This window comes from Streptomyces sp. NPDC051217, from assembly GCF_044455465.1.
GTDB lineage: Bacteria > Actinomycetota > Actinomycetes > Streptomycetales > Streptomycetaceae > Streptomyces.
Map to the genome: position 1 here is coordinate 690,460 of NZ_JBITEV010000001.1, position 23,753 is coordinate 714,212.

Annotated in this window: 19 protein-coding genes, 1 tRNA gene and 6 pseudogenes; 14 read left to right on the forward strand and 12 right to left on the reverse strand. The window is 68.4% G+C overall.

What is annotated here, in order from left to right; all coding sequences use genetic code 11:
• The first annotated feature begins 21 nt into the window (after positions 1-21).
• Positions 22-540 (forward strand): GNAT family N-acetyltransferase, encoded by a 519-nt coding sequence (locus ACIBBB_RS03185; RefSeq protein ID WP_398978123.1) that lies wholly within the window; start codon positions 22-24, stop codon positions 538-540.
• 155 nt (positions 541-695) lie between these two features.
• Here the strand turns inward: ACIBBB_RS03185 and ACIBBB_RS03190 are convergent, their stop codons facing one another.
• The gene (locus tag ACIBBB_RS03190) at positions 696-1,616 is read right to left on the reverse strand and encodes a sugar phosphate isomerase/epimerase family protein (protein WP_398978126.1); all 921 of its coding nucleotides are present in this window, start codon (positions 1,614-1,616) and stop codon (positions 696-698) included.
• 63 nt (positions 1,617-1,679) lie between these two features.
• A complete protein-coding gene (locus ACIBBB_RS03195) occupies positions 1,680-5,144 on the reverse strand; it encodes a ThuA domain-containing protein (protein WP_398978128.1) in 3,465 nt (1,154 codons plus the stop codon).
• A 372-nt stretch (positions 5,145-5,516) separates the two neighbouring features.
• Here ACIBBB_RS03195 and ACIBBB_RS03200 point away from each other — a divergent pair, with 372 nt between their 5' ends.
• On the forward strand, positions 5,517-5,945 hold the full coding sequence (locus ACIBBB_RS03200; protein WP_398978130.1) for a DUF5959 family protein: 429 nt from the start codon (positions 5,517-5,519) through the stop codon (positions 5,943-5,945).
• Between the two features lie 66 nt (positions 5,946-6,011).
• Here the strand turns inward: ACIBBB_RS03200 and ACIBBB_RS03205 are convergent, their stop codons facing one another.
• Positions 6,012-6,917, reverse strand: a complete 906-nt coding sequence (locus ACIBBB_RS03205; RefSeq protein WP_398978132.1) for a transketolase family protein — start codon at positions 6,915-6,917, stop codon at positions 6,012-6,014.
• Positions 6,918-6,962: 45 nt separating this feature from the next.
• Positions 6,963-7,670: a transketolase gene (locus tag ACIBBB_RS03210; RefSeq protein WP_398978135.1), complete on the reverse strand. Its 708-nt coding sequence runs from the start codon at positions 7,668-7,670 to the stop codon at positions 6,963-6,965.
• A 148-nt stretch (positions 7,671-7,818) separates the two neighbouring features.
• Here ACIBBB_RS03210 and ACIBBB_RS03215 point away from each other — a divergent pair.
• A tRNA-Pro gene (locus ACIBBB_RS03215) sits at positions 7,819-7,892 on the forward strand.
• A gap of 99 nt (positions 7,893-7,991) precedes the next feature.
• Here the strand turns inward: ACIBBB_RS03215 and ACIBBB_RS03220 are convergent.
• Both ACIBBB_RS03220 and ACIBBB_RS03225 read right to left on the reverse strand, forming a co-directional pair.
• Positions 7,992-8,444 (reverse strand): annotated as a pseudogene (locus ACIBBB_RS03220) (site-specific integrase); the annotation flags it as partial.
• Between the two features lie 2 nt (positions 8,445-8,446).
• Positions 8,447-8,788: pseudogene (locus ACIBBB_RS03225) on the reverse strand (FAD-dependent oxidoreductase); the annotation flags it as partial.
• Between the two features lie 121 nt (positions 8,789-8,909).
• Between ACIBBB_RS03225 and istA the strand changes: the two are divergent.
• From istA to ACIBBB_RS03250, 5 genes and pseudogenes are all read left to right on the forward strand, one after another.
• Positions 8,910-9,782, forward strand: a pseudogene (gene istA / locus ACIBBB_RS03230) (IS21 family transposase); the annotation flags it as partial.
• A gap of 62 nt (positions 9,783-9,844) precedes the next feature.
• Positions 9,845-10,225, forward strand: coding sequence for a TetR/AcrR family transcriptional regulator C-terminal domain-containing protein (locus ACIBBB_RS03235; RefSeq protein ID WP_398978813.1), 381 nt, complete (start codon positions 9,845-9,847; stop codon positions 10,223-10,225).
• Between the two features lie 58 nt (positions 10,226-10,283).
• Positions 10,284-11,218: pseudogene (locus ACIBBB_RS03240) on the forward strand (FAD-dependent monooxygenase); the annotation flags it as partial.
• Positions 11,219-11,676: 458 nt separating this feature from the next.
• Entirely contained in the window at positions 11,677-12,366 is a 690-nt protein-coding gene (locus ACIBBB_RS03245; RefSeq protein ID WP_398978137.1) for a hypothetical protein, read from the forward strand.
• A 304-nt stretch (positions 12,367-12,670) separates the two neighbouring features.
• Positions 12,671-12,889, forward strand: a complete 219-nt coding sequence (locus ACIBBB_RS03250; protein WP_398978139.1) for a hypothetical protein — start codon at positions 12,671-12,673, stop codon at positions 12,887-12,889.
• A 336-nt stretch (positions 12,890-13,225) separates the two neighbouring features.
• Here the strand turns inward: ACIBBB_RS03250 and ACIBBB_RS03255 are convergent, their stop codons facing one another.
• Positions 13,226-13,744 carry a hypothetical protein gene (locus tag ACIBBB_RS03255; protein ID WP_398978140.1) on the reverse strand — a complete coding sequence of 173 codons (519 nt, stop codon included), beginning with the start codon at positions 13,742-13,744 and terminating at the stop codon, positions 13,226-13,228.
• A 140-nt stretch (positions 13,745-13,884) separates the two neighbouring features.
• Between ACIBBB_RS03255 and ACIBBB_RS03260 the strand changes: the two are divergent.
• Positions 13,885-14,043: pseudogene (locus tag ACIBBB_RS03260) on the forward strand (IS630 family transposase); the annotation flags it as partial.
• Positions 14,044-14,488: 445 nt separating this feature from the next.
• Here ACIBBB_RS03260 and ACIBBB_RS03265 read toward each other — a convergent pair.
• The gene (locus ACIBBB_RS03265) at positions 14,489-15,220 is read right to left on the reverse strand and encodes a hypothetical protein (RefSeq protein ID WP_250966525.1); all 732 of its coding nucleotides are present in this window, start codon (positions 15,218-15,220) and stop codon (positions 14,489-14,491) included.
• A gap of 320 nt (positions 15,221-15,540) precedes the next feature.
• Between ACIBBB_RS03265 and ACIBBB_RS03270 the strand changes: the two genes are divergently transcribed.
• Positions 15,541-15,810 (forward strand): hypothetical protein, encoded by a 270-nt coding sequence (locus tag ACIBBB_RS03270; protein ID WP_398978143.1) that lies wholly within the window; start codon positions 15,541-15,543, stop codon positions 15,808-15,810.
• A 75-nt stretch (positions 15,811-15,885) separates the two neighbouring features.
• Here ACIBBB_RS03270 and ACIBBB_RS03275 read toward each other — a convergent pair.
• From ACIBBB_RS03275 to ACIBBB_RS03285, 3 genes and pseudogenes are all read right to left on the reverse strand, one after another.
• Positions 15,886-16,230: pseudogene (locus ACIBBB_RS03275) on the reverse strand (IS5 family transposase); the annotation flags it as partial.
• A 210-nt stretch (positions 16,231-16,440) separates the two neighbouring features.
• Positions 16,441-17,394, reverse strand: coding sequence for a TDT family transporter (locus ACIBBB_RS03280; RefSeq protein ID WP_398978145.1), 954 nt, complete (start codon positions 17,392-17,394; stop codon positions 16,441-16,443).
• A gap of 111 nt (positions 17,395-17,505) precedes the next feature.
• The gene (locus tag ACIBBB_RS03285) at positions 17,506-18,249 is read right to left on the reverse strand and encodes a flavodoxin family protein (RefSeq protein WP_398978147.1); all 744 of its coding nucleotides are present in this window, start codon (positions 18,247-18,249) and stop codon (positions 17,506-17,508) included.
• Positions 18,250-18,541: 292 nt separating this feature from the next.
• Between ACIBBB_RS03285 and ACIBBB_RS03290 the strand changes: the two genes are divergently transcribed.
• The 3 genes from ACIBBB_RS03290 (at position 18,542) to ACIBBB_RS03300 (ending at position 21,429) form a co-directional block, all read left to right on the forward strand.
• Positions 18,542-19,525 (forward strand): DUF5996 family protein, encoded by a 984-nt coding sequence (locus tag ACIBBB_RS03290; protein WP_398978148.1) that lies wholly within the window; start codon positions 18,542-18,544, stop codon positions 19,523-19,525.
• A 16-nt stretch (positions 19,526-19,541) separates the two neighbouring features.
• On the forward strand, positions 19,542-20,189 hold the full coding sequence (locus tag ACIBBB_RS03295) for an RraA family protein (RefSeq protein ID WP_398978150.1): 648 nt from the start codon (positions 19,542-19,544) through the stop codon (positions 20,187-20,189).
• A 244-nt stretch (positions 20,190-20,433) separates the two neighbouring features.
• Positions 20,434-21,429: an MBL fold metallo-hydrolase gene (locus ACIBBB_RS03300; RefSeq protein ID WP_398978152.1), complete on the forward strand. Its 996-nt coding sequence runs from the start codon at positions 20,434-20,436 to the stop codon at positions 21,427-21,429.
• A 6-nt stretch (positions 21,430-21,435) separates the two neighbouring features.
• Here the strand turns inward: ACIBBB_RS03300 and ACIBBB_RS03305 are convergent, their stop codons facing one another.
• A complete protein-coding gene (locus ACIBBB_RS03305) occupies positions 21,436-22,653 on the reverse strand; it encodes an erythromycin esterase family protein (RefSeq protein ID WP_398978154.1) in 1,218 nt (405 codons plus the stop codon).
• A 101-nt stretch (positions 22,654-22,754) separates the two neighbouring features.
• On the opposite strand from ACIBBB_RS03305, the gene ACIBBB_RS03310 reads away from it, so the two are divergent.
• Positions 22,755-23,462 (forward strand): MerR family transcriptional regulator, encoded by a 708-nt coding sequence (locus ACIBBB_RS03310; protein WP_398978156.1) that lies wholly within the window; start codon positions 22,755-22,757, stop codon positions 23,460-23,462.
• The last annotated feature ends 291 nt before the right edge of the window (positions 23,463-23,753 follow it).

Sequence of the window (23,753 nt, forward strand, 5' to 3'; positions counted from 1 at the left end):
GCGCCGTGATTGGCTGCGCCGGTGAGTGATGAACGTATTTCCGTCAGGAGGCGGGAGGCCGCCGACCTCGACGCGTGTGTCCGCGTACTCGCCGATGTCCACGAGAGCGATGGATACCCGGTCGACTGGCCTCAGGACCCGGCGGGCTGGCTCGCCCCTCCGGATTCGCCGGGCGCCTGGGTCGCCCTGCTCGACGGCACGGTCGTCGGGCACATCTGTCTGTCCCACGCCCGCCCCGGCGACACCGCCCCCGGCTTCTGGAGCGGCCGCACCGGCACGCGCCCGGAGGAGACGGCGGTGGTGAGCCGGCTGTACGTCTCGCCGAAGGCACGGGGCCATGGAATCGGGGCGCTGCTGCTGGCCGAGACGGTCCGGGAGGCCCGTGGGCGCGGGCTGCGTCCGGTGCTGGACGTCGTGACGTCCGACCGCTCCGCCGCGGCGCTGTACGAACGCCAGGGATGGACGCTGATGGCGACGGGCGAGCAGCGGTGGGGGCCGAACCGTACGGTCCAGGTGCACAGCTACTCGGCGCCGAGCTGACTCCGTTCGTACGGGCGGGCTTCCGTACCTGCCGGGCCCCGTACAGATCCGCCCGTACAGATCCGCCCCGTACAGCACCGCACCCCCCGACCGGCCGTGAGGGCCGTCGGGGGGTGCGGTGCGTGCCGGTCAGGAGCCGTACTCCGGTGCCGCTTTCAGTACCGCAGCCTCGACAGGTGGCGGTAGCTGTTGCGCGCCGTGGCGATCGGGTCCTTGGGCGAGTCGTGCTCGACCAGCCACTGCCGTACGCCGCCCCGGTGCGCCGTCTCGAACATCTCCGCGAAGTCCAGGACGCCCGAGCCGACGTCCGCGAAGTCGCCGTTCGGAGCCATGTCCTTGACGTGCAGCGCAGGGAAACGCGGGCCCTCGTCGACGAACAGCTGCCGCGGATCCGCCCCGCCCTTCGCGGCCCAGTAGACGTCCAGCTCGAAGCCCACGTACTCGGGGTCGGTCTCGTTGAGCAGGATGTCGTACAGGACCTCGCCCTCGACGACCTTGTGGTCCGCGTCGTGGTTGTGGAAGAGAACCGGGCCGAGACCCGACTCGACCGCCGCGCGGCCCGCCCTGTTCATCGCCGCCGCCGCCTCGCGGTAGCCGGCGGGGGTGTGCATCTGGGTGGGCAGGCTCGGTACGACGACCCACTCGCCGCCCAGCGTGTGGACGTCCGCGATGGCCTGCTGCAGTCCGGTGCCCGCCACGATGCCGTAACCGACGTGCTCCAGCACCGCCTTGAGGCCGACGTCGTCCAGCACCTGGCGGATCTGCGTGGCGTTGCGGCCGAACCGCCCGCTGACGCCGACCGTCGCGTAACCGATGTCCGCCAGCTGCTCCAGCGTCCCCTCGAACTCCGTCTCAAGGATGGATCGCATCGTGTAGAGGTGCATACCGATGCCCGAACGCGGGATCTTGCGCTTGCGACGGTCGTGCCCGTGCCCGTGGCCATGTCCGTGCCCGTGGTGCCCGCCGTGGACCCGGCCGGACTCCGCCGCGTGCGCGGTCCCCGCCGTCGACGCCAGTCCCGCCGCGGCCAGGCCCGCGGCCGCCGTACCCAGAAACGCTCTTCGTGTGCCGTTCACGCTCACGTGACCTCTCTCAACTCATCCGAATGCGGCTCGTGTTGCTGCGACTTACCTCTGGAGTCAGCTCGCGGTGATCTCGACGGCGCCGGTCGTCGTGTCGCCCTTGTCGTCCGTGACCGTCAGGTGTGCCGTGTAGGCGCCCGGCCGTGTATAGGTGTGAGTCGCGCTCGCACCCTGTTCGCCGGTGGGCTTGGTGTTGTCGCCGAAGTTCCAGCGGTACGAGGCGACTGTCCGGCCCTCGGCGAGCTTCACCGTGCCGGTCAGCTCCACCGCGAGCGGGGCGTTGCCCTCCGCCTTGGACGCGCCGACGGTGACGCCGCTGCCCGGCCTCTTCTCGACCCCGCGGCCGTTGAAGCGCAGCCAGTCGAGAGACAGCACGTCCTGGCCGCCCGGCTTCCACTCCGGGTTGCTGAAGACCGCGTACATCTTCACCGTGCCGCCGACCGGCCTGAGCCCCGTGGTCGGCGAGATGAAGTTGGTCCAGGCCCCGGTGTTCGGGACGGTGACCGAGCCCATCAGCGGGCCGGTCGGCGAGCCGTTGCGGAACTCGACGGTGCCGCCCGTACCGCCCGAGGACGCGCCGACCGTCACGGACTGGACGCCCGTGAGGTTCACCGGGTCGAACGCGACCCAGTCGCCGTGCTCGACCTCGATGACGCGCCTGCCGCCGGAGGCTTCGGCGCGGGCGCCGATGGTGACGCCGCCGCCGTCGCCGCCGGTCTCGCTGAAGAACTCGCCCTCGCGGTAGGAAGCCTTCAGATTCGAGGTGGCGGTGCCCGTCAGAGCGGGGGCGCCGTCGCCGCCGTCGTCCTTGTAGCTGGCGGTGACACGGTAGAAGAGGTCCTGGTTAGCGTGCTCGTCGGTCGTCGGCACGGTGAACTCACCCGCGCAGCCCTGCTTGGACTGCACCGGGTGCAGCGTGGTCCCGTGACCGAGCCGCCCTTCGACGGTGACGCGCCCGCAGTCGATCTCCGCGCCCTTGCCGTCCTCGGGGTCGGTGACCTTCACCGTGAAGGGGACCGTGTCCCCGAGGCTGAACATGCCGCCGTCCGGGGCCTTCTGGATGGTCAGCGCCGGCCGTGTGTTGCCCACGGTGATCTCATGGGCGGCCTGCGCCGAGAGCTTGTCGGGACCGGTGACCGTCAGCCGCGCGGTGAACACGCCCTTGTCGGTGTAGATGTGAGTCGGGTTGGCCTTCGTCGAGTCGACGGTGCCGTCCCCGCCGAAGTCCCACGCGTAGGTGACGGGCTTGCCCCCCGGCAGCCCGGAACCCGCGCTGGAGAACTTCACGCTCCGCGGTCCGGGGCCGGTGTCGGACGTGACGCTGATCCTGGCGGTGGGCAACGTGCCGTCACCGACGTAGTCGATGCGGTAGATGGCGGTGCCCGGGTTGGGCACGCCGGTGCGGCCGGCGCCGGAGCCGATGCCGAAGTCGATCACGTACATAGAACCGTCGGGCCCGAACTCGGACTCGAAGAGCTGGTTGAACCTCATGTCGGTGAAGATCTTGTTGATCGACTGGATGTCGCCCGCCTTGGCCGCCGGGAAGCGCGGGTCGGTGAACGACTGGTCCTTCTGCTGGATCGAGAACGTCTTGAACCAGTTCTGGCCCAGATCGAAGTTGAACCACTTCGCGTCGAAGTACTCGGGGAACTTCGTGGGCGAGGGGTTGTCGGGGTTGTAGTCGTAGACGGGACCGCCCATCGGCGCGCCGCCGCCGCCGACCTCGGGGTACTGGGTCGAGCCGGAGTACTGGTACCAGACGGTCGCCGCGGTGGCAGGGGGCAGCTCGCGCAGCCCCGTGTTGTTCGGCGATTCGTTGACCGGCCTGGCGCAGTCGAACTTCGCGCCCGAGACCTTGGTCGCGAAGTCGTAGTCGTTGAACGGGGTGTTGCCGCCGATGCAGTACGGCCAGCCGAGGTTCGCCGCCTTCGGGATCCGGTTGAACTCGACCGTGCCCTCGGGGCCGCGGTTCGGGTCCGCCGAACGCGAGTCAGGACCGTAGTCGCCGACCAGCAGCGCCCCGTCCTTCGGGTCGGTGGTGATACGGAAGACGTTGCGCATTCCCATCGCGTAGACCTCGGGACGGGTCTTCTCCGTGCCCGGCGCGAAGAGGTTCCCCTCGGGGACGGTGTACGTCCCGTCGTCCTCGGGGGTGATCCGCAGGACCTTGCCACGCAGGTCGTTGGTGTTGGCCGAGGTGCGCTGCGCGTCGAACACGTGCCGGCCGGGACGCTCGTCGATGGGCGTGAAGTTGTCGGAGGCGAACGGGTCGGTGTTGTCACCGGTCGCGATGTACAGGTCGCCGTCCTTGTCGAAGGCGAGGGAGCCCGCCATGTGCACGTTGGCGCGCTGCTCGTCGCGGTCCGTCGGGATCTCCAGCAGGAGCTTCTCCGACGCCGGGTCGACCGTGTTCCCCGTCAGCGTGTAGCGCGACAGGTTGATCTGCTTCTTCTCCTTGTCGGAGTGCAGGAGATAGAGCCAGTTGTTCTCCGCGAAGTCCGGATCGAGCGTCAGCCCGATGAGCCCGTCGGACTGCTCCGTCATCTTCAGGCTGTAGTCGAAGTCCAGCGCGGTGGTGGTCCGCATCGTCGACTGGTCGAGGATCTGGAGCTCACCGGTGCGCTGGATGTAGATCACCCGGCGGTCGGGAGCCACGGCCAGCTCGTAGGGGTCGGAGAGGTCGGTCGCCAGCTGCGTACGCTTGAACGCCCCGGTCTTGGTGGCCGAGCAGTCGCCGGGCTTGTTGCCGGCCGCCCACTCGATGCCGCCGAGAAGGTGCTTGAGGAAGTTCTCCTCCTTGAAGGAGGACGCGTCATGACCGCCGGCGGTGAACCAGGAACGCCCGCCGTCGTAGTTCTGGCACCAGGACCACGGGTGATCGACGCCCTCGTCGAGCCCGGTGATGCCGTCGTTCACCTTGATCTGCGCGAGCGTGTGCACCTTGCCCGTCGGGTTGGTGCGCCAGTTGTACCACTCCTCCGTACGCTCCCAGAGCTCCGGAAGTCCCTTGGTGGAGGGGTGCGCCTGGTCGAGCACCTTGACGCGGCCGGTCTGGATGGCGGGGTGCTTGTCGAAGATGGCCCCGGTCAGCCCCTCGTACCAGTCCCAGTCGCGCTCACTCGCGGACGCGGCGTGGAGTCCCACCCAGCCGCCGCCGGCGCGGACGAACTTCTGCAGGGCCGCGCGCTGCGGCGCGTCCAGCAGATCGCCTGATTCGGGCGTGGAGTTCGTGTTGTTGAAGACGATCGCCTGGAAGCGACCGAGGTTGGCGTCGGTGAAGACACCGGCGTCGTCGGACGCCTCGACCTCGAAGCCGTTCTCCGCGCCGAGCTTCTTGATGCCGTCGATCCCGGCCTGGATCGACTCGTGCTCGAAGTTGGTGACCTTGGAGAAGACCAGGACACGGTACGGCGCCGCCTCCGCGGGAGGCGGCGAGGCGACCCCGAGCCCGAGCACGAGAGCGAGCAGTGCCAGGACGATGGTGAAGGGCGTCAGGACCCCTCGGGATCGGCCGGTGCGCATGGGGGATCGGTCTGGTGGACGGCTACTCACGGGCGCTCCCGATGCAGGTGGCGGCTACGAATGGGAAGAAAGCGCTTTCTTTAGTACGCCGCACAGCGTAGGTTCCCTGCTTCCGGGGGGTCAATGGGTCGGAAGCGCCCACTGTGGTACAGGAGTTGCGTATACCGGAGTCCTCCCGTCCGGTCGGTCGCTTTGGGGCGCGGTGGGGGGTATGCGGGGGGCGAACCCTCCCGCCCGTGAGCACCGGCTCTGAGTCACCATCGAAATGGGTTGGCGGGTGCGCCCCTGGCGGGGAGACGATCGCTCCGTACTCGTCGAACGCGTCGATGACTCGGCGTTGAGTCGCCGCTCCGGCCTCGCTGAAGGGCGCCGATGGCCGACACCGCTCCCCGTGAGCTCCTGCTCCTTGCCGATGACGAGGGGAACAGTGTCACTGTCAACGTGCTTGGCCGGGACCGCGGATGGGCGGCGGGCCTCGACGCCGAAATCGTCGTCAGGACGCCCTTCGTGTCCGGCCGCGTCGGCCTGGTGCTGTCAGCCTCGAAGCTGAGGACCTGGGGCGCGGCGCTGGACAGACTGGACGCCGGCGAGGACGCCGGCTGGATGGAGATGGACAGGGGGCCGTCGATCTCCATCCAGCTCTGCGGTGAACGCGACTGCCCTGAGGTGGTCGTGGAGGACGAAACGGTGTCCATGGTCACGGTGCGCGTGCCGGTGGTCCCGCCGGACGACTGGATCGCGGACCACCGGCGGCGTCTGGATCAGGTGAGGGCGCACTGGGTTCCGTTGCTGTCGACGTAGAGGGACGGCCTGCCGCTCGCCCCCGGCAGGCCGCGTCCCGTACCCGCGTCCCGTACCCGCGTCCCGTCACACACTCCCCGTCAGGAAGCCGGAGACGCGCTCGCGTAGCGACCGGGCGTCGAGGCCGTGGACCGCCAAGTGGTCCGACATCTCACCGTACTTGCGCAGTTCGCGCCGCCCCACGCCCAGCCCGAGCACCCGGTGCGGCACGTCGGCGAGTGCTTCGCCGGCCGCCGCTGTCGACGTTCCGGCGAGATACGGCTCCACGATCACCGCCTCCGCGGCCCCCGTGTCCCCGACTGCCCGGCGCAGCGCAGCGCCGTCGAAGGGGCGGACCGTCGTCGCGTACAGCACCGTCGTGTCGAGCCCCTCCGTCGCCGCGAGGACGTTGTCCAGCATCGGCCCGACGGCGACCACCGTGCCGTGCTTCCCCTCGCGTACGGTCAGGAAGCCGGACCCGGTGACCGGCAGCGGCCGCTCGTTGGTCTGCAGCGACAGCCGTACGTACACCCGGCCGTCGCCCTTCGCCGACTGCCGCAGCAGGGCCTCGGCCTCGTCGGGGTGACCCGGCACGTGCACCGTCCAGCCGTCGAGCGTGTCGAGCAGTGCCACGTCGCCCGGCGACATATGGGTGAAGCCGGCCGACGGCGAGTCGTACGACGCGCCGGCGCTCACGAGCACGCCGCCCACGCCTTGGTGCCCGAAGTCCAGCTTCACCTGTTCGAAGGGGCGTTCCACGAGGAAGCTCGCGAACGTGTGGACGATCGGCCGCATTCCGGTGAGGGCGAGCCCGCCGCCCGCGCCGACGAGCAACTGTTCGCGGATCCCCACGTCGATCACCCGGTGTGGATGCCGGCGTTGCGCCTCGCGGAAGCCGTCGTGGCCGATCACGGCGAGTACGACGGCGAGCCGCGGGTCCTCGTCCAGCAGCCGCGACGCGGTCGAGGCGAAACGCTCACGCATGGTGTCCATCAGAAACCTCCGAGTAGCCAGTGGTCAGTAGTCAGTGGTGAGCGATCAGGACGACGACTCGACGCGGGCGACGACCGCCCTGGCCCGACCGGGATGGGGCGCGGTGAACGCCTCGTACAGCGCGTCGTGGTCCCGCCCGTCGACGGTCACGGCCGACCAGCCCGCCGCCGTGAACCGGGAGGCGATCCCGCCCGGCCAGCCGTGCGTGGCCGACGAGTTGTCGATCACGAGCGTGTGCAGCTGTTGGAGGCCGGTGGGGCCCGCGTAGGCGATGGCCTCGTGGTTGCTGCCCTCGTCCAGCTCGGCGTCCCCGATGAGCACCCAGACCTTGGAGCCGGTGAGTCCCTGAGCCCGCAGCCCGAGCGCGCTCCCGACGGCGAGCGGCAGGCCGTGCCCGAGCGACCCGCTGCTGATCTCGGCGCCCGGCACGAGCGTGCGGTCCGGGTGGTGGCCGAGCGGGGAGCCGTACGAGCCGAAGTCGGCGAGCAGCGACTCGGGGAAGAAGCCTTTGGCGGCGAGGACGGCGTAGTACGCCATCGGCCCGTGCCCCTTCGACAGCAGGAAACGGTCGCGCGCCGGGTCGTCGGCGGTCGCGGGGGAGACGTTCAGTACGCGGTCGTAGAGCACCCAGATCGCGTCGAGGGTGGAGGTCGCGGCCGGTCCGTGCTTCTCGTCCCCGGTCATGTGCGCCAGCAGCCGGTCGAGGTCCTGGTAGCCGTACGTCGCTGCCGTCGCCGATGTTGATGTCGTCATGTGGACCACCGTGCAACTTCAACTTAAGTTGAGGTCAAGCTACCGGCCGACGTCGCAGAACGGAAAAAGCGGTTCGTGACCACCGGTCGGAGTGCGGTATTGTTCTCATGCGTGTTCGGCCGGGGGAAACCCCAGGTCAGGCGGGCATCGGGACGTGGCGCAGCTTGGTAGCGCACTTGACTGGGGGTCAAGGGGTCGCAGGTTCAAATCCTGTCGTCCCGACTCGTGAGAGTCGCAGGTCAGGGCCGGTTTCGGAGAAATCCGAAACCGGCCCTTGATCTTTTTGGGGACCAGGTGGGGACCAGGGTTCCTTGACCGGTGTCAGCGGGTGATGACAACGGGAGTTGGCAGGGAGCGTGAAGCTCGGAGTGCGCTCAGGTGTGCGGTGAGCGCCGGGTGCAGGTAGCGCTGGGTGGTGGTGAGCGATCCGTGGCCGGCGATTCTGCGCAGGTCGGGGCCGGCCGACAGGATGCGCTGGGCGACAAGCGGGCGTATCTCCTCGACGATGGGTACCTTCCGGGCGCGTTTGCCCTTGGTGCCTTTGCCGGTGAGCCCGCCGGGCGCGGGAGTGGTCTGGCGCCGCACGGTCCAGATCCACTGGCTGGTGTCGATGTCGCCGACGCGGCATCCGGAGACCTCGCCGATCCGGGCGGCGGTGCACGCCGCGAAGAGGACGACTTCTCCCCAGCCGCGGTACCGGTCGTGTGACGCGGCTACGAGCGCCTCGGCCGGCCGCACGAGCGTTTCCCAGTCGGGAAGGGTCGGCGCGCGCGGAACGGTATTGAGGTCGACAGCAGCGGGCGAACCCGTGACCAGGCACCGTCCGCGCCGGCCAACAGATTCGTGGTGACGCGGCTGCCGTCGGCGAAGGTCACCCCGTGGTGACCGCCGCCCAGGCTCCGGGCGGCCAGGGCCTGTCGGCCCCACCGGACGGTGCCGTCCGGGAGCGCGTCGAGAAGCATCCGCCGCAGATCGGCGCGCTGCGCCTCCGGACGGCCGCCGGTGCCGTCGTCGCCCTTCTCGAACAGCACGGCGCCGTCCGAGCCCAGCGCACGTAGTGCCTGGCGGCCCTCCAGGACGATGCCACGGAAGGCCTCCATCAGGCCGGCCGCGTCGAGGCGTCGGCGCACACACTTACGTCCCAGCTTCGTACGGATAAAAAGGGACAGATGTTGATGCGGTGAATCGTGTCGTTCGGCACTTTGCTGCTGTAGGTGTGACGGTGGAGGGTGGCTGACGATGGTCTTGGACCCGCATCGCTGGTTGGAACTGCGGCGTTTCCGGGGGCTGCTGGAGTCCGGGGCGTTGAACCTGTCGGAGATTGCCCGGGAGACGGGCCTGGATCGCAAGACGGTCCGGAAGTACCTGTCGTCGCCGGGCCCGGCGACGCCGCCGCGGCGGTCGCCGAACGGAAGGTCCCGGGCGAGGGTGATCGACGAGTTCGCGCCGCTGGTCGATGCGATGCTGCGGGCCGAGGTCCTGATGAAGGCCGCGGTCATCCATGAACGGCTGGTTGCGGAGTACGGGTTCACCGGGAACTACCAGCGGGCCAAGCTCTACGTTCAGGAAGCCCGGCCCAGGGTCACCGACGAACTCGGCATCACCCCGAAGGAACTGGCGGGCACGCATCGCCGGTTCGAGGTGATCCCCGGCGCCCAAGCCCAGGTGGACTGGGGTGACGAAGGCAAGAACCTCGCGCATATGGGCATCGGGAAGATCTATTCGTTCCACATGACCCTGTCGTACTCCCGTGATCCGTTCTGCTGCTTCACCACGAGCCAGGATCCGGAGACCTTCTTCGACTGCCACCGGCGGGCGTTCGCGCACTTCGGCGGGGTGTCGATGACGATCGTCCACGACCGCACCAAGACGGTCGTGCGCCGGCACGTCGCCCCTGGTGAGGCGGTGCCGCTGCATCCGGAAGCGGTCGGATTCGCCGGGCACTACGACTTCGACATCGACGTGCTGGCCGCCTACCGACCCACCGGGAAGGGCCGGGTCGAACGGCAGGTGTTGATCGTCCGCGACCACGTTCTGTCCGGGCGGGCCTTTTCCTCCGTCGAGGAGATGGACGCCGCGTTCACGGCCTGGGTGCCCAGGCGTCGGCCACGCCGGAGGAGAAGATCCGCGTTGTCGCGCTGGCGCTCTTCGACGCGATCGTCGAGCACCAGTGGCTGGCCACCCGGCTGACCCTCCAGCTCATCCGCAACCCGACCGGGCCGGTGACGGTGGGCATCTTCGAGCGGATCGGGCAGCAGGTGGGCGCCCTGGGCGTACCGAAGGCGTCCTGGTTCGACGCGACCTCGACGCTGGTGCACTACATCCTCGGCGCCGTCAGCCAGAGCGCCCGCATCGAGGGGGACACCTCGGGACTCGACCCCGATACGGACCGCGAGGAGTTCCTCGGCGCGGCATCGGTGGGGTGGCAGTCACTCGACCCGGACGAGTACCCGTTCATGCACGCCATCGTCGACCAGATGAGAGAGCACGACGACCGCGAGCAGTTCCTGACCGGCATCGCCGTCGTCCTCGATGGCATTACCAAACTTCGCTAACCCGTCGCCGATCTCGGCCGAGGCTACCTATTTGATCGCTTTTTGAAGGCAAACTCTCATGCAAGACGTAGTAATCGCGGGCGGCGGCCCGGTTGGCCTGTTCCTGGCAGGCGAGCTCGCCCTGTCCGGCTGTTCGGTCCTGGTCCTCGAGCGGGATCAGGAGCCCAACTCGCCGCTGAAGGCGCTTCCGCTTGGGATGCGCGGCCTGAACGCCGGCTCGGTCGAGACCTTCTACCGCCGCGGGCTACCGGAAGCGATAGCGAAGGCGTCGGACGTCACCGTGGAGCGGCTCGGCGCGGGCCCCGAGGCCGATGAGGCGCCGGCCCCTCGTGACGTGTCCCATTTCGCGGGCGTGGGCCTGGAGGCGGATGCTATCGACGCCGCCGCCCTTGGGCTGCGGCTGCCCAGCCCGGCCATGGAGGGCTTTATGACGAGCCTTCAGGCGGTCACGACGGCGGCACGTTCGACCGCTCGCAGCCGCTGCCCCGCGAGCACCTGCAGGCGGTGCTGCGCCGCGTCTCCGGCACCGACGTGACGATCAACGAAGTTCAGCTGGCCTCCAGCTTCACCGACCGCGCGATGCAGGTCACGACGTACCGCAACGGCCGCGTCCTGCTCGCCGGTGATGCCGCGCACATCCACTCCCCGTTGGGCGGCCAGAGCCTTAATCTCGGCATCGGCGACGCCGTGAACCTCGGCTGGAAGCTCGCCGCGACCATCCATGGGCACGGGCCCGAGGGCCTCCTGGACACCTACACCGACGAGCGCCACCCGGTCGGGGCGGCGGTCCTCGACTGGTCGCGCGCCCAGGTGGCGACCATGAAGCCGGGCCCCAACGCCCTCGCCCTGCGGCAGCTGGTCTTCGACCTGATGTCCACCCGCGACGGCGTGACCCACGTCTACCGGCGAACCTCCGGCATGTTCAACCGCTACGACCTGGGCAGCGAGCAGCCGCTGGTCGGCCGCAGTGCCCCGGACACCCGGATAACTGACCCGGTTCCAGAGGCGGGCCCGTATCCGCCATCGGCGACACGAACACATACAGCCTATTTTGTCCATATATCCGCACGTTGGGAGAAGTGTGAGCACCCACCTCCCCACCTCCCCATCGCCATCCTCGGCGGCGTCCTCGGCGGCTTCACCGCCGCCCGCGTCCTGCACACCAGCATTGAAAATCGATGAGGCCTGGCTCGACACCATCGACTTCACCGACCATGCAGCCACCAAAGCCGCCGTCCTGGCGCCATCGGCCTCATCGAGTGCGGCGCCGTCCACCCGTTCCTGATCGGCCTCATCTGCGCCGGCGCATCGATCTGGAAGCGGAAGACCACGGACGAGCCCTTTACCCCCTCCGTCACCAGGGGCAAGGCCGCCTGACACCGGGCTCTTCGAGCACAGCCGTCCTCAAATACCAGCCGTATACCGATTTCGACAACCGAAGGACAATGACCATGAACGGCGCCACCAACTCCCCCTCCCGCTCCGAAGGTTCGGCCCCGAACGCTGTCGCATGGGTTCGTACCTGGGGTGCCTCGCCGCAGGCACCGGACAACTCCGGCAGCTTCATCGAACCCTTCGAGAACTCGACGCTGCGGCAGGTCGTCCGCGTCAGCGGCGGCGGACACCGCATCCGCATCCGCATCAGTAACGAGTACGGAACCGCGCCACTGACCATCGGCGCTGCCCGTGTCGCCATCGCGGACTCCGAGAGCGAGATCCAGGCCGGAAGCGGCCATGCGGTGACCTTTAGTGGCCGGCCGACCGCCACCGTGCCGGCGGGCGCGCCAATCCTCAGCGACCCCATCGATCTGCGCACCGCCGCGCTGTCGCGGCTGACCATCAGCCTCTACCTGCCCGGCCCAGTCGACACCGCGACCTGCCACGGGACCTTCCACACCCTCGGCTGGCTCATCCGCGACGACGCGACCGCGCTCACGTCTTTGCCTACGAACGCAGCCCCTTTGCCGGCGCAGGCTCTGATCACAGCTGTGGAAGTGCAGCCCGACACACCGACCAAGGCCAGCCGTGATCGGGGACTCCCGCGTCGATGGCATCGGCTCCACGCCCGGCACGGATCGGCGCTGGACCGACTTGCTCGCCGAAGCGCCTGGACGCCCGCGGCGGACAGACGCGCTGCGTAGTCAGCCAGGGCATCGGCGGTAACCGGATACTCAACGATGGCATCGGCACCGCCGCCCTCGCCCGCTTCGACCGCGACGTCCTCGCCACACCGGGCCTCGGCCACGTGGTGATCGCGGTGGGCAACGACCTCGTCGTCTCCTTCGCTCCGCGCACCGAGGAGACCGCCGGGTTCCTCGACATGTTCCCCGGCGCGCCCGTCACCGTGGACGGCATCATCGCTGCCCACCTCCAGATGGCGGCTCGGCCCGCGCGCACGGCGCGAAGGCTCATGCCGCGACCATCGCTCCCTACGGCAGCTCGGAGATGTACACACCCGAGGGCGACAAGGCGCGCGAGCAAGTCAATTCATGGATCCGCGCGAGCGGTGTCTTCGACGGCGTACTCGACTTCGATGCCGTCTGGCGCGACCCAGCCGACCCCACCAGCATCCGCGGCGACCTGCACACGGGCGACTACCTCCACGGCAACGACGCAGGCTACGAGGCCCTTGCGAAATCCATCGACCTCTCCCTGTTCGATTGATCCGGCGTAGCTCGTCCGGGAGTCCTGCAGAGGTTGTCCAGCGTCGCGGTGGCTGGCTCGCTCCAGAGCTTCAGATCACCATCAAGCCCACGTGGCCTCGAAAGGGCGTGACGGTGACGTGACGCCCTTCCCCCAAGGAATATTGAGATTGCTTTCGATCGGTTCCCTCGGTGATGGAGATGGTCGGACACACGTAGTTTTCTTCCAGGCCGTAAACCCACTCGAACCCTCAGTGGAGACTATAGTCATGTTGGATCTCTTCGGCCTCTTCGAGGCTTGTTCCAGACGGTCGCGCCGGAGAGTGTCCCCGACATTGTCGAACGAGTGGTGCGCCATTCAATCCATCGGGTAGAAGTCAGGCTCCGGAATCACCCTCGCGATCGAGAACGGCTCGAACTCCGGGTCCGCCAATACTCGGTAGACGAATTCAGAGGTGGACATGCTCACTTCCTGCCAGGGGTACGGGTCGCCCTGCGTGACGATGGGCCAGCTCTCCGGAGCTTCCTCCGCCGACGCCAGCCAGAAGTAGTTGCACTCCATCTCACCGAACGCCCAGGGAATGATCCCACGCCGACCGGGCCGGTACATCTGGTAGGGCTTGAAGAGGGGATCGGGGCCGTCCTCCGGGGCGCCGTCGAGGTACTTCTTCCAGATTCTGGCCAGGTCGAACTGTTTCGTGGCGTCCACCGTGAAGACACGCAAGAACTGCGAGAATTCCCCCTTGCCGAACATCTCGGCAAGCTTCTTGTAATCCTCGGGAAGCGCCGTACCGAGATCTTCCTCAACACTGTTCCAGGAAATATCAAGCCGCAGCGGCTCCCAGCTCGTGGCCTCAGCGATTCGCTCGATCCACATTCTTTTCACATTCCGATCAACGGATTGGACCGGGGGGCGTGCCACGTATTCGGCGCGCTTCGGCACGCCCCACGGTATTACTCTATGCACTGGGGTAGTGCACCATGACCTGATAGAAGACGGTGTGTCCGTTGTTGATCCACACCATCCAGACCCGGGCCCTGCACGCCTACCTGCGCCGGCGCAACCAGAACGCCCGCCACTTCGATGTCCTGGCCGCCCAACGACGCGAACGTGCCCGAATCCGCAGCGAAAGAAGCATCCGCTGGGGCGTCAGGCCCCTACCCGCCGCAGCCTGACCACTCAACCCGGTGAACCTTCCCGGTCACAGCACAAGCCGCGGGCCGGAACGTGACGGAGCCCGGGAGCATGTCCAGCTCCCGGGCTCCAGCTTGCCACCCATTTGCGCACACCGGCGGCGTTTAAGAACCGCGGGTCATGTTGAGATCGACGTGTTCTGCCTTTGAACTACAGCGCCACGAGAGAGGCGCCGGGGGGACTTGAACCCCCATCCGTCGATGTTCGCCCACGCTCGGTCGATCCGGTGTTCGGCGGCGAATACTGAGACTGGAGCGAGAATCTGAGTTTCACGGGGCCGCCTCTGCCAGGCTTGGGCCACCCCCGCACGTGGTGCGGGGAGAGGGATTCGAACCCCCAACTGACACCCCTTCATCAGCTTCAACATCAGTTTCAGCTTGCGCTCATCGCGCACCCTCCGCTCGCGACGGAGGGCGTATGTGGGGGCTACCGGAAGAGGTAGCCGAATACCGCGTCGCCGACCCGCTGGTCGGTGACCTCGGTGCTGTTCGCCTCCTCGCGGGCGAACTTGACGGACTGCTGGAGCTTCTCGACGCGGTCGAGGAGCTCGTTGACCCGCCGGGCGGGCAGCGCGCCGGAGAACTTCACCGTGGTCCAGTAACCGACCGGGACGTCCTCGTAGTACACCTCGACCTGCGCCGGGTGCTTCTCCGTGGCCTCGGCCTTCACGTGGTTGCGCGGAACCTTCTTCGTGCGGATGGTCCGCACCGGGTCCGTCTTCCACGAGTCCGTCGAGGGGTCCAGGTTCCACGACTCGGAGGCGTCGAGCACCGGCAGCTTGCGCACGAAGGTGTGCAGGTCGGTGAGTTGCTTCTCCAGGAACAACAGGTACGGGACGGGCACCTGGGGCAACAGCACCGTACCGTCGACCACCACGTCCGCGACCGCGGACCGGTTCGCCCAGTCCTTCGTCGCGGTCACGTCGAAGAGCCGCGTCAGCGTCCCGGCGGTCGCCCGCAGAGCGTCCTCGGCCTTGATCTGCACCCGCGTGGACTCGGGCGGCAGCTGCTCACCCTCCTCGTCCTTGGGCTGGTAGGTCCGGGAGATGCCGGCCAGCAGGGCGGGCTTCTGCACGTCCTGGTGAGCCTGGGTGAGCTCCTGGAGAGCCTTGGACTTGACGCCCTTTTCGACTGCGATGATCTGATTCAGCTTCGGCACACGGCGAACCTAACAACCCCGCGCCGCACGCACATCCGATTAAACGCCTGCCCCGTCCCTTCCGGCCGAGAGGGCGGGGCGGCGAGTGTAGGCCCGGACCGGGGCGCGAAGGTCACCAACCGTCGCGACACGGTGAACCTTCCCGGTCACAGCACTGGCTGGAAGAGCTCGCTGCTGAGTTCGTCCAGGTGCGATCACGTGAATACGACCTCGACTTCCGCGACAGGGCCGGGCGAATACGCGCCTGGGGTACCGGTCTGTTGGCGGTGGCAACACTCCTCTGGACCTGGTGCGCCCTACTGCTACTCACGCCGTACCAGGTGGACGAGGAGCCCGACGACCAGTACCCCGCCGAGTGCCAGTCACGGTTGCTGACCGAAAGCGGAACGGCCAACCAAGGCCTGCAAAGAGGTGATTGGTGTCAGAACGAACGAGACTGGCCCGAAGCTCCAGCTGTGCTCGGGCTGTCCGTGCCGGTGTCGGCCGCTGGTGTGGGACTCTTCACGAGCGGCAGCGTGAGCCTCCGGATGAGCGCCCATGCCGAGGCGACGCGCGAACTGGACAAGCTCGCGAACCCACGGAACGCCTAAGGGCTGTCCGGCCCATCATCGGGTGCGTACCCTTGGCGCGTGATTGATCACCGTGAGAGTCGGCGGCGGGCCGATGCGGGCGCCGGCCGCGTGCTGGTGGGCGCGCACGACGGTGGAGTCCACTGAGATGTCCCAGTCGATCTCGCCGACTGCGTCGGCTGCGGCCTGGACCTGCTGCAGGAGACGTTCCCAAGTGCCGTCCGCCGACCACAGCCGATGGCGCTCGTAGACCGTCTTCCACGGCCCGAACCCCTCCGGCAGATCGCGCCAGTGCACTCCGGTCCTCACCCGGTGCAGAATCCCATCAATCACCTGCCGGTGATTACGCCACCGCCCGCACCGAGCGTTGCTCACCGGCAGAAGCGGCCGCAACCATCCCCACTCCACGTCCGACAGATCGCCGCGTTCACCCCGCCCCATACAGCAAGACAACGATCCGATAAGGCGACAGTCACATGATCGGCCGGACAGCTCCGAGTCGAACGCCCAGCCACGCAGGTCCTTGGCCCTCCGCGGCACGGTCCCGGCCTTGCCCTGGGGGCCAGTGGGGGGGCCAGTGGGAGGGGCAGCCCGTCCAGCGGTGTCGAGGTGAGGCGGCCAGTAGGCGTTCGGCGACCCCGCGTCGTCCGATCAGGGCGCGTGCGGCAGGAATTGGCGTCGCATCAGTTCCTGAATCGTGCGGGCGGCGACCCAGGCGATGAACGCGCTGATCGCGGCCAGGAGGATGAACGCGTAAGCGGTGTAGCCGCCGGGACGCTGTAGTCCGTTCCAGTGCAGCGCGGTGGTGACGACGGCGGCGGAGGAGAAGGCGAAGACCCAGGTGCCGGGGCCGAAGGTGAGACGCAGATAGGCGGGCAGCAGCCTCACCTGGGCGAGAACCATCAGGACCGCGTAGCCCGCCAGGAACGCCGCGATCGAGTCCACCAGGTCACCGTTGATGGCGAAGTAGGCGATGCTCCCAAGGGTGGGAGGCGCCGTCTCGATGGCCACCGTCGGCAGCAGGGCGGGAGGCAGCGCGGGGCGGAAGAACAGCCTCCCCATGATCATCGAACCGAGTACGAACCAGCAGAGCACACCGAGACCCAGCAGCGCCTCGGCGACCCGGAACTGGCCCACCGTCGCCGTCGCCTCCGCGGCGACGAGCCCGCCGGCGACGGTGGGGAGGAAGTAACCGGGGTGAAGTGTGTCGATGTCGAGCGCCCCGTAGATCCACTGCCCGGTGAACCAGCCGCCCAGCACAACGGTCAAGAAGACGAAGATGTCCACCAGTACCTTTCCCGCCGTCGGTGCGTAGGGGAACAACCCGTGGGATGCCAGGAGCATGGGCGTGATCACGGCGAGAGAGGCAAAGGGCCCGGCGACGGTGTCCACCAGATCGGCCATGAGGAGACCCCGGCCGGACAGCGCGTAGCGGAGGTAGGCCGCCAGCGCGGCCAGCCAGACGACCGCGGTGATGATCAGGATCATGTTGCCGACCCAGACGGGCACATGGTTCTGTTCGGCCGCCGTGATCCAGCAGCCGGCCAGACCGGCCAGACCGAAGGGAATGCTGAAGACGCTGAGTGGAATCTTCCCTTTGCCCATGAACGACCTCCTTATGGCCCGCAGGCTGTTGATGGAGATATTCGTCGCTTTAGGAGGTAAACGGCCGTACTGACACGGCGGCGACACCAGGCTCCTGCGGAGGTGGGGTGCTCAGCGGTAGTCGGGGTTGGGGTAGTCGCCGCTGCAGCCGGCGTCCCACTCGGTGCGCTGGTTGCCGTACGCCGGAATGCCGCCGGAGCGTTTGAGCATGGCCGCGACGTGCATCAGGTTCCAGGCCATGAAGGCCGTGTTGCGGTTGGTGAAGTCGTTCTCAGGCCCGCCCGAGCTGGGGTCCAGATATGACGGGCCCGGCCCCGCCGCACCGATCCAGCCCGCGTCGGCCTGGGGCGGGATGGTGTAGCCGAGGTGTTGCAGGCTGTAGAGGACGTTCATCGCGCAGTGCTTCACGCCATCCTCGTTGCCGGTGATGAGGCAGCCGCCGACACGTCCGTAGTAGGCGTACTGGCCCTTGTCGTTGAGCAGGCTCGAACATCCGTAGAGGCGTTCGATCACCCGCTTGGTCACCGAGCTGTTGTCGCCGAGCCAGATCGGCCCCGCGAGCACCAGGATGTCCGCCGCCATCACCCGCTCGAACAGGGCGGGCCAGTCGTCGGTGGCGAAGCCGTGCTCCGTCATGTACGGGTAGACGCCCGTCGCGATGTCGTGGTCGGCCGCCCGGAGCGTGTCCGTGGTGACGCCGCGGGCCTCCATGATCGCGCGGCTCTTGTCGATCAGCCCCTGGGTGTGGCTCTGCCGCGGAGACGGTTTGAGTGTGCAGTTGATGTACATCGCGGTCAGGTCGTCGAAGCGGTACGCGTCATCTGTCCGGTCGGCGGTGGATGGCGGCGCTCCCATGATGGGCTCCTCGAACGAGACTCCTGAGCCGGCGGGCGGGGTGGGCCGGGCTCGGCGCAGCGTCTCCCACGGGTCACCGTTTACGGCTGCGCAACGCCCCTTCCGCGTCCTTATTCACTTCTGTGGGCCAAGTTCGGCTCACCGAAGGGGCTGGGGCTGGGCGCATCGCCGTCGGCGCCGATCGGGTCGCCGACCACACTTCGTCTCGAATTGCCCTGCCCGGTGCGCACGGCGTTACATGGATTGTAGGGGGAGGCAAGGGCGACGGCGGGGGCCTCTGAGAGGCGGAACAATGACACCGACCGATGTAGAGAAACAGCTGGGATGGCCGCGACTTCGCGTGGACGAGTGGGCCGAGACCCGTGACACCCTCCATATGTGGATGCAGATCGTGGGAAAGGTACGGCTGGCCCATACCCCTCTCATCAATCACTGGTGGGCGGTTGCGCTGTATCCCACGCCTCGTGGGCTGTCCACATCGGGAATTCCTTACGGGCGGGGAATGTTCGACATTGAATTCGACTTCGTCGACCACAGACTGCTGATGCGCGAAAGTGGCGGTGGTGCGCGTGAATTCGCTCTCCGGTCCATGCCGGTGGCGGAGTTTCACGGCCGGGTCATGGACAGCCTGCGCGAGCTCGGTGTGAGCAGTACCATCCAGAATCATCCCAATGAAGTCGAAGAGGCTGTCGATTTCACCGAGGACTTCGAACACCGCGTCTATGATCCGAGCCCGGTCCACCGTTTCTGGCTGCAGTTGCTGCAAGCGCATCGAGGATTCACGGAATTCCGCTCCCATTTCGGTGGGAAAGTCAGCCCCGTCCATTTCTTCTGGGGTGCGATGGATCTCGCCTGCACCAGGTACTCGGGGCGCACGGCGCCGACCCATCCCGGAGGTGCTCCCAACTGCGGAGACTGGGTGATGGTCGAGGGGTACTCCAATGAGCTGAGCAGCTGTGGATTCTGGCCCCGGGGCGGCGAGGAGGGGGCGTTCTATTCGTACGCCTATCCGGAGCCCCTCGGCTATTCCGATACGCCGGTGAGCCCGCGGGAGGCGTACTACAGCCACGAGGAGCACGAATTCCTGCTGCCGTACGAGTCGGTGCGGCGCTCCGCCGATCCCGACCGGACCCTGGCGGCTTTCCTGCACAGCACGTACGAGGCCGCGGCGGAACGCGGGGAATGGGACAGGGCGGCCCTGGAGGTGGATCCCCGGCGATGGGCGACCGAACAGGAGCGTGCCTGGCGGGACGCACGCCGGCCGGCCCGGGGATGAGAGGAGGAAAACCACGATGACCAACGATTCGGGGACGCTGGACGACGACGTGCTCGACCGGGTGGCGTGCGCGTCGCTGGTCGATGCCATGGGCCGTATTCACGGGCACCGCGCGCACATCCTCAGCCTCGTCAGCCCCGCGCCACGGAGACTGTTCGGCCCCGTCGCCACGATGGCCTATCTCCCTTGCCGCGATGACGTGCCGCACGCCGACTTCGGTGACCTCTTCACCCGGGCGATGCTCGGCCGCCCGGCGGGCACGGCGCTGGTGCTGTCCGGCGGGGGCTACCCCGACTCCTCCCACGGCGGTGGCACGAAGCTCTCCCGGCTCGAACACACGGGCGCGGCGGGGGTTCTGACGGACGGCCGTCTGCGGGACTTCGACCAACTGGCCGACTACGGGTTCGCGACCTGGTGCAGGGGAGAGGCGACGCGGGCGGGCGGCGAGACCGTGATGCCGTTCGCGGCCAACGTCGCGGTGGAGGTCGGCGGTGTCAGCGTGTTCCCCGGGGACTACCTGTACGCCGACGCCAGCGGAGCGGTCGTGATCCCGAACGGAAGCCTGGAGCGGGTCGTCGACGAAGCCCTGAAGGTCGAGGCCGAGGACGCCGGCTTCGCGCGGGAGATCGCGGCGGAGGAAGGGGCGTCCGTCCCGAAGTCCTGATCACCCGGTCCGCCGCCGTCGAGGGCGGCTTCGCGGCCCCGCCCGGCCTCCCGCTCGGTCGGCTACGTCACCACGCCCGAGGCGGCGACCCGCTCGCGGTCCGCGTGCCGATCAGGGAGCTTCGGGCCCCGCGTCCGCGGACGGGCCGAGCGGCCCGTTCCTCCGCCGACCGCGAGGATTCTCATATGGGGATAAAATAGAGCGCATGTGTACGGGTGGTGTACCCAGCGATCATGCGCCTCGGGTGCTGCACGATTTCGAGCCGCGCACCCCTATCCCCCTGGAGCCGGTCGACTCGGTGACCGTCACCACGCTGATGGACAACGTCACCGACCAGATCGTGGCCGACCAAGGTCCCGCACGGCGGCTGCGACCGGCCACCAGGGTTCCCGCGTCGACCATGACGGAGGAGGCCGTACCCGACGCCCTGGTGGCCGAGCACGGATTCTCCGCCCTCGTCACCGTGGTCAAGAACGGCCACGAGCACCGGTTCCTCTTCGATGCCGGCACCAGCCCCGACGGGGTCGTGGAGAACATGCGCCGTCTGCGGATCGATCCGACCTCCATCGAGGCGATCATCTGCAGTCATGGGCACTTCGACCACACCACCGGGCTCGACGGGCTGATCCGAGCCCTGGGTGGACGGGTCAACCTGCCGGTGCTGATTCACCCGCACTTCTGGCGCAGCCGCCGGATGATCCTGCCCGGTGCCGAACCCATGGAGCTTCCCACGACGAGCCGCCGGGCTCTTGAAGGTGCCGGATTCACGGTGATCGAGGAGCAGCAGCCGAGCTTTCTCTTCGAGGGATCGGTCCTGGTCACCGGTGAAGTGCCCCGGACCACCGGGTACGAGCCCGGCTTCCCGCCTCAGCAGGCGTGGCTGGGCGGGAAGTGGGAGCCCGATCCGCTCGTCCTCGATGACCAGGCGCTGATCATCGACGTCCGGGACAAGGGGCTGATGGTCCTGACAGGGTGCGGCCACGCGGGTGTGGTGAACATCTGCCGATACGCGAGACGCCTCACGTACGACCGGCCGTTGCACGCGGTCGTGGGCGGGATGCACCTCAACGGGCCGTTGTTCGAGCCTCTCATTCCCCATGTGCTCGCGGATCTTGGCGAGATGACGCCGTCCGTCCTCATTCCCGCCCACTGCACCGGGTGGCGGGCCCAGCACGCGATGGCCGAACGGTTCGGCGATGCCTTCGTCCCCAACACGGTGGGTACCGCGGTCACCCTGTGAGCGGCGTTACGCGCCCGGGGTGGGCGGGGGTACGTGCGGCAGGAACAGGACCGCGTCGAAGTCGGTGAGCGTGGTCGGGGAGAGTGGGAAGTAGCCGCGGTTGCCGGTGGTGCGTGTCGTCAGGCCGGGGGATTTCGTCGCCAGCTCGGTCAGTTCCCCGCGGGACACCAGACGGGGCGTCGACGTGGTCGAGGCCAGCAGCCCTTCCAAGGTGTTCGCCGGTGGTTCGTGGATGCTCGCGTGGGGCGCGGAGCCTATCGCCGTGGCGATGGCCGCGTAGTCCGGACCGTACGTGCGGGCGAGGTGGGCGCCGGCCGGGACCCATGACACCCGCATCGGGCCGATCCGCATGCGCGCCGGGTTGCGTCGCAGGTGCTCGTTCTGGGCGAAGACCAGGACGGGGCCGTTGTCGTGTTCACGGGTGGCGAGAGCGCGCAGGTTGGCCGCCATCATCGCGTCGCGAACTCCGAGACCGCGCTCCAGCCGTTCGTTCGGATCGGTCCGGGCCAGGACCGCGTGGTAGGCGAGCAGGCCGGCGGCGGTGCGGGCGCCGAGTTCGGCCTCGCGCAGTGCCTCGGGGGAGCAGCCCCCGGCGACCTGGGGCGTCTGCGACGTGAGCAGCCAGCCGAGGTCGTCGGTGATCACCCGCAGCTCGCGGGCCTCGGGCGAATCACCCACGGCTTTCGAGGGGTCCATGATCACCTCGGGGTTGGTCCAGCTGTCCTCGTCGCCGATCAGAGCGTCGATCCGGCTCCAACGGTGCGGTACGGGCTCGCAGTTGGCGGTGAGGAAGGTGTGCAGCAAGCGCAGGGACTCACGCGGGCTCCGCGCTCCGCTGTGCTCCACCGGCGCGTCGACCCCGGCGAAACGCACCCGGTCGGCCGGAGGGCAGGTGCCGTTGTGCTCGCCGATCCACTCCACCATCGCGCGGTTCCCCGGCGCGGCCCCGAACTCGTGGGTGATGCCGTCGGCCATCACCTGGTCGAGGTCCCCGTCCCCGAAAAGGACGTGACCGTCGACCAGGCGCCCCGCGAGGCAGTCCGACTCCAGGGCCACACAGCGGCACCCCTGGTGGTCGACCAGCCCTCGCAGCAGGTCGTTGCGCAGGCGCAGGAAGGTCTCCTCGCCGTGGAACGGCTCGCCCAGGGCCAGCAGGCGCGGCCACCGCGTCCGTGCGTTCAGGAATTGCTCGACAGTCGCGTATATCGATTCGTCAAGTGCCATGGCTTCGATGGTATCTTTGACGTTTCGATTGAAGGTTGTACTCAAGATGCCGGGGATCGCGGTCCAGAACCCTCAAACGAAGGCCATACCTGGAGGAACACATGAGGCCCGTGGACCTGGCTCGGCCGTACGGGCTGTCCGGTCAGGCGATCCGTAACTACGAAGCGGCCGGCATCCTGCCCGCCGCCGGGCGCACCGCCTCCGGCTATCGGGACTACACGAGCCTGCACGTCGCCGCCCTGCGGACCTTTGTCGCCCTCGTCCCGGCCCACGGCCACGCCGCGGCCCGTTCGATCATGGCGCTGCTCAATACCGGCCGTACCGACGAGGCGCTCACCGTCATCGACCGCAGCCATGCCGAACTGCTCTCCGACCGGCGGACGTTGGACTCGATCGAGCAGGCCCTGACGGAGTTGACCCGGGCCCCGGACGAGCGCCCGGCGCACCGCACCACCACGGTCGGCGCCCTGGCTCACCGGCTCGGCCTCCGGCCCGCCACCCTGCGGCGGTGGGAACGGGCCGGCCTGCTCCAGCCGCGACGGGATCCCGCCACCGGGTACCGGACGTACGCGCCCGGTGACGTCCGGGACGCCCACATCGTCCACCAGCTACGTCGCGGCGGGTACGTACTCGCCCAGATCGTGCCGCTCCTGGGTGAACTGCGCGACGTCACGTCCCCCGCGTCGGCCGCGTCCGCCATCGCCGAACGCCGCCACCGGCTGCACACCCGCGCCCTGGCCATGCTCCACGCGTCCGCCGAGACCGGTGACTATCTGCACGAGCGAGGCCGGCACACCGACAACGGCTGACGCCACCGCGCTCCCGGCCGTGGCTTCCGTGCCCCCCCACATGGCGTAAGCGTCGTTGGGTCCCGCTCACCAAGATCAATGATGCTCGGCACCGCCCGGGCCGGTACGTGCGGACCATGCCGTACCAGCGGAAACTGACGCATCGTCAGGCACATGGGAGCGCCCGACGGGGCCGGGCCCCCCCGGCCCCGCCCCGCCGCGCGCCGCGGCCCCCAGAAACCGGCCACCCCGCCCCGCCCCCCCCCCACACCCCCGCACCCCCCCCCCGCCCCCGCCACGCCCCCCCCGACA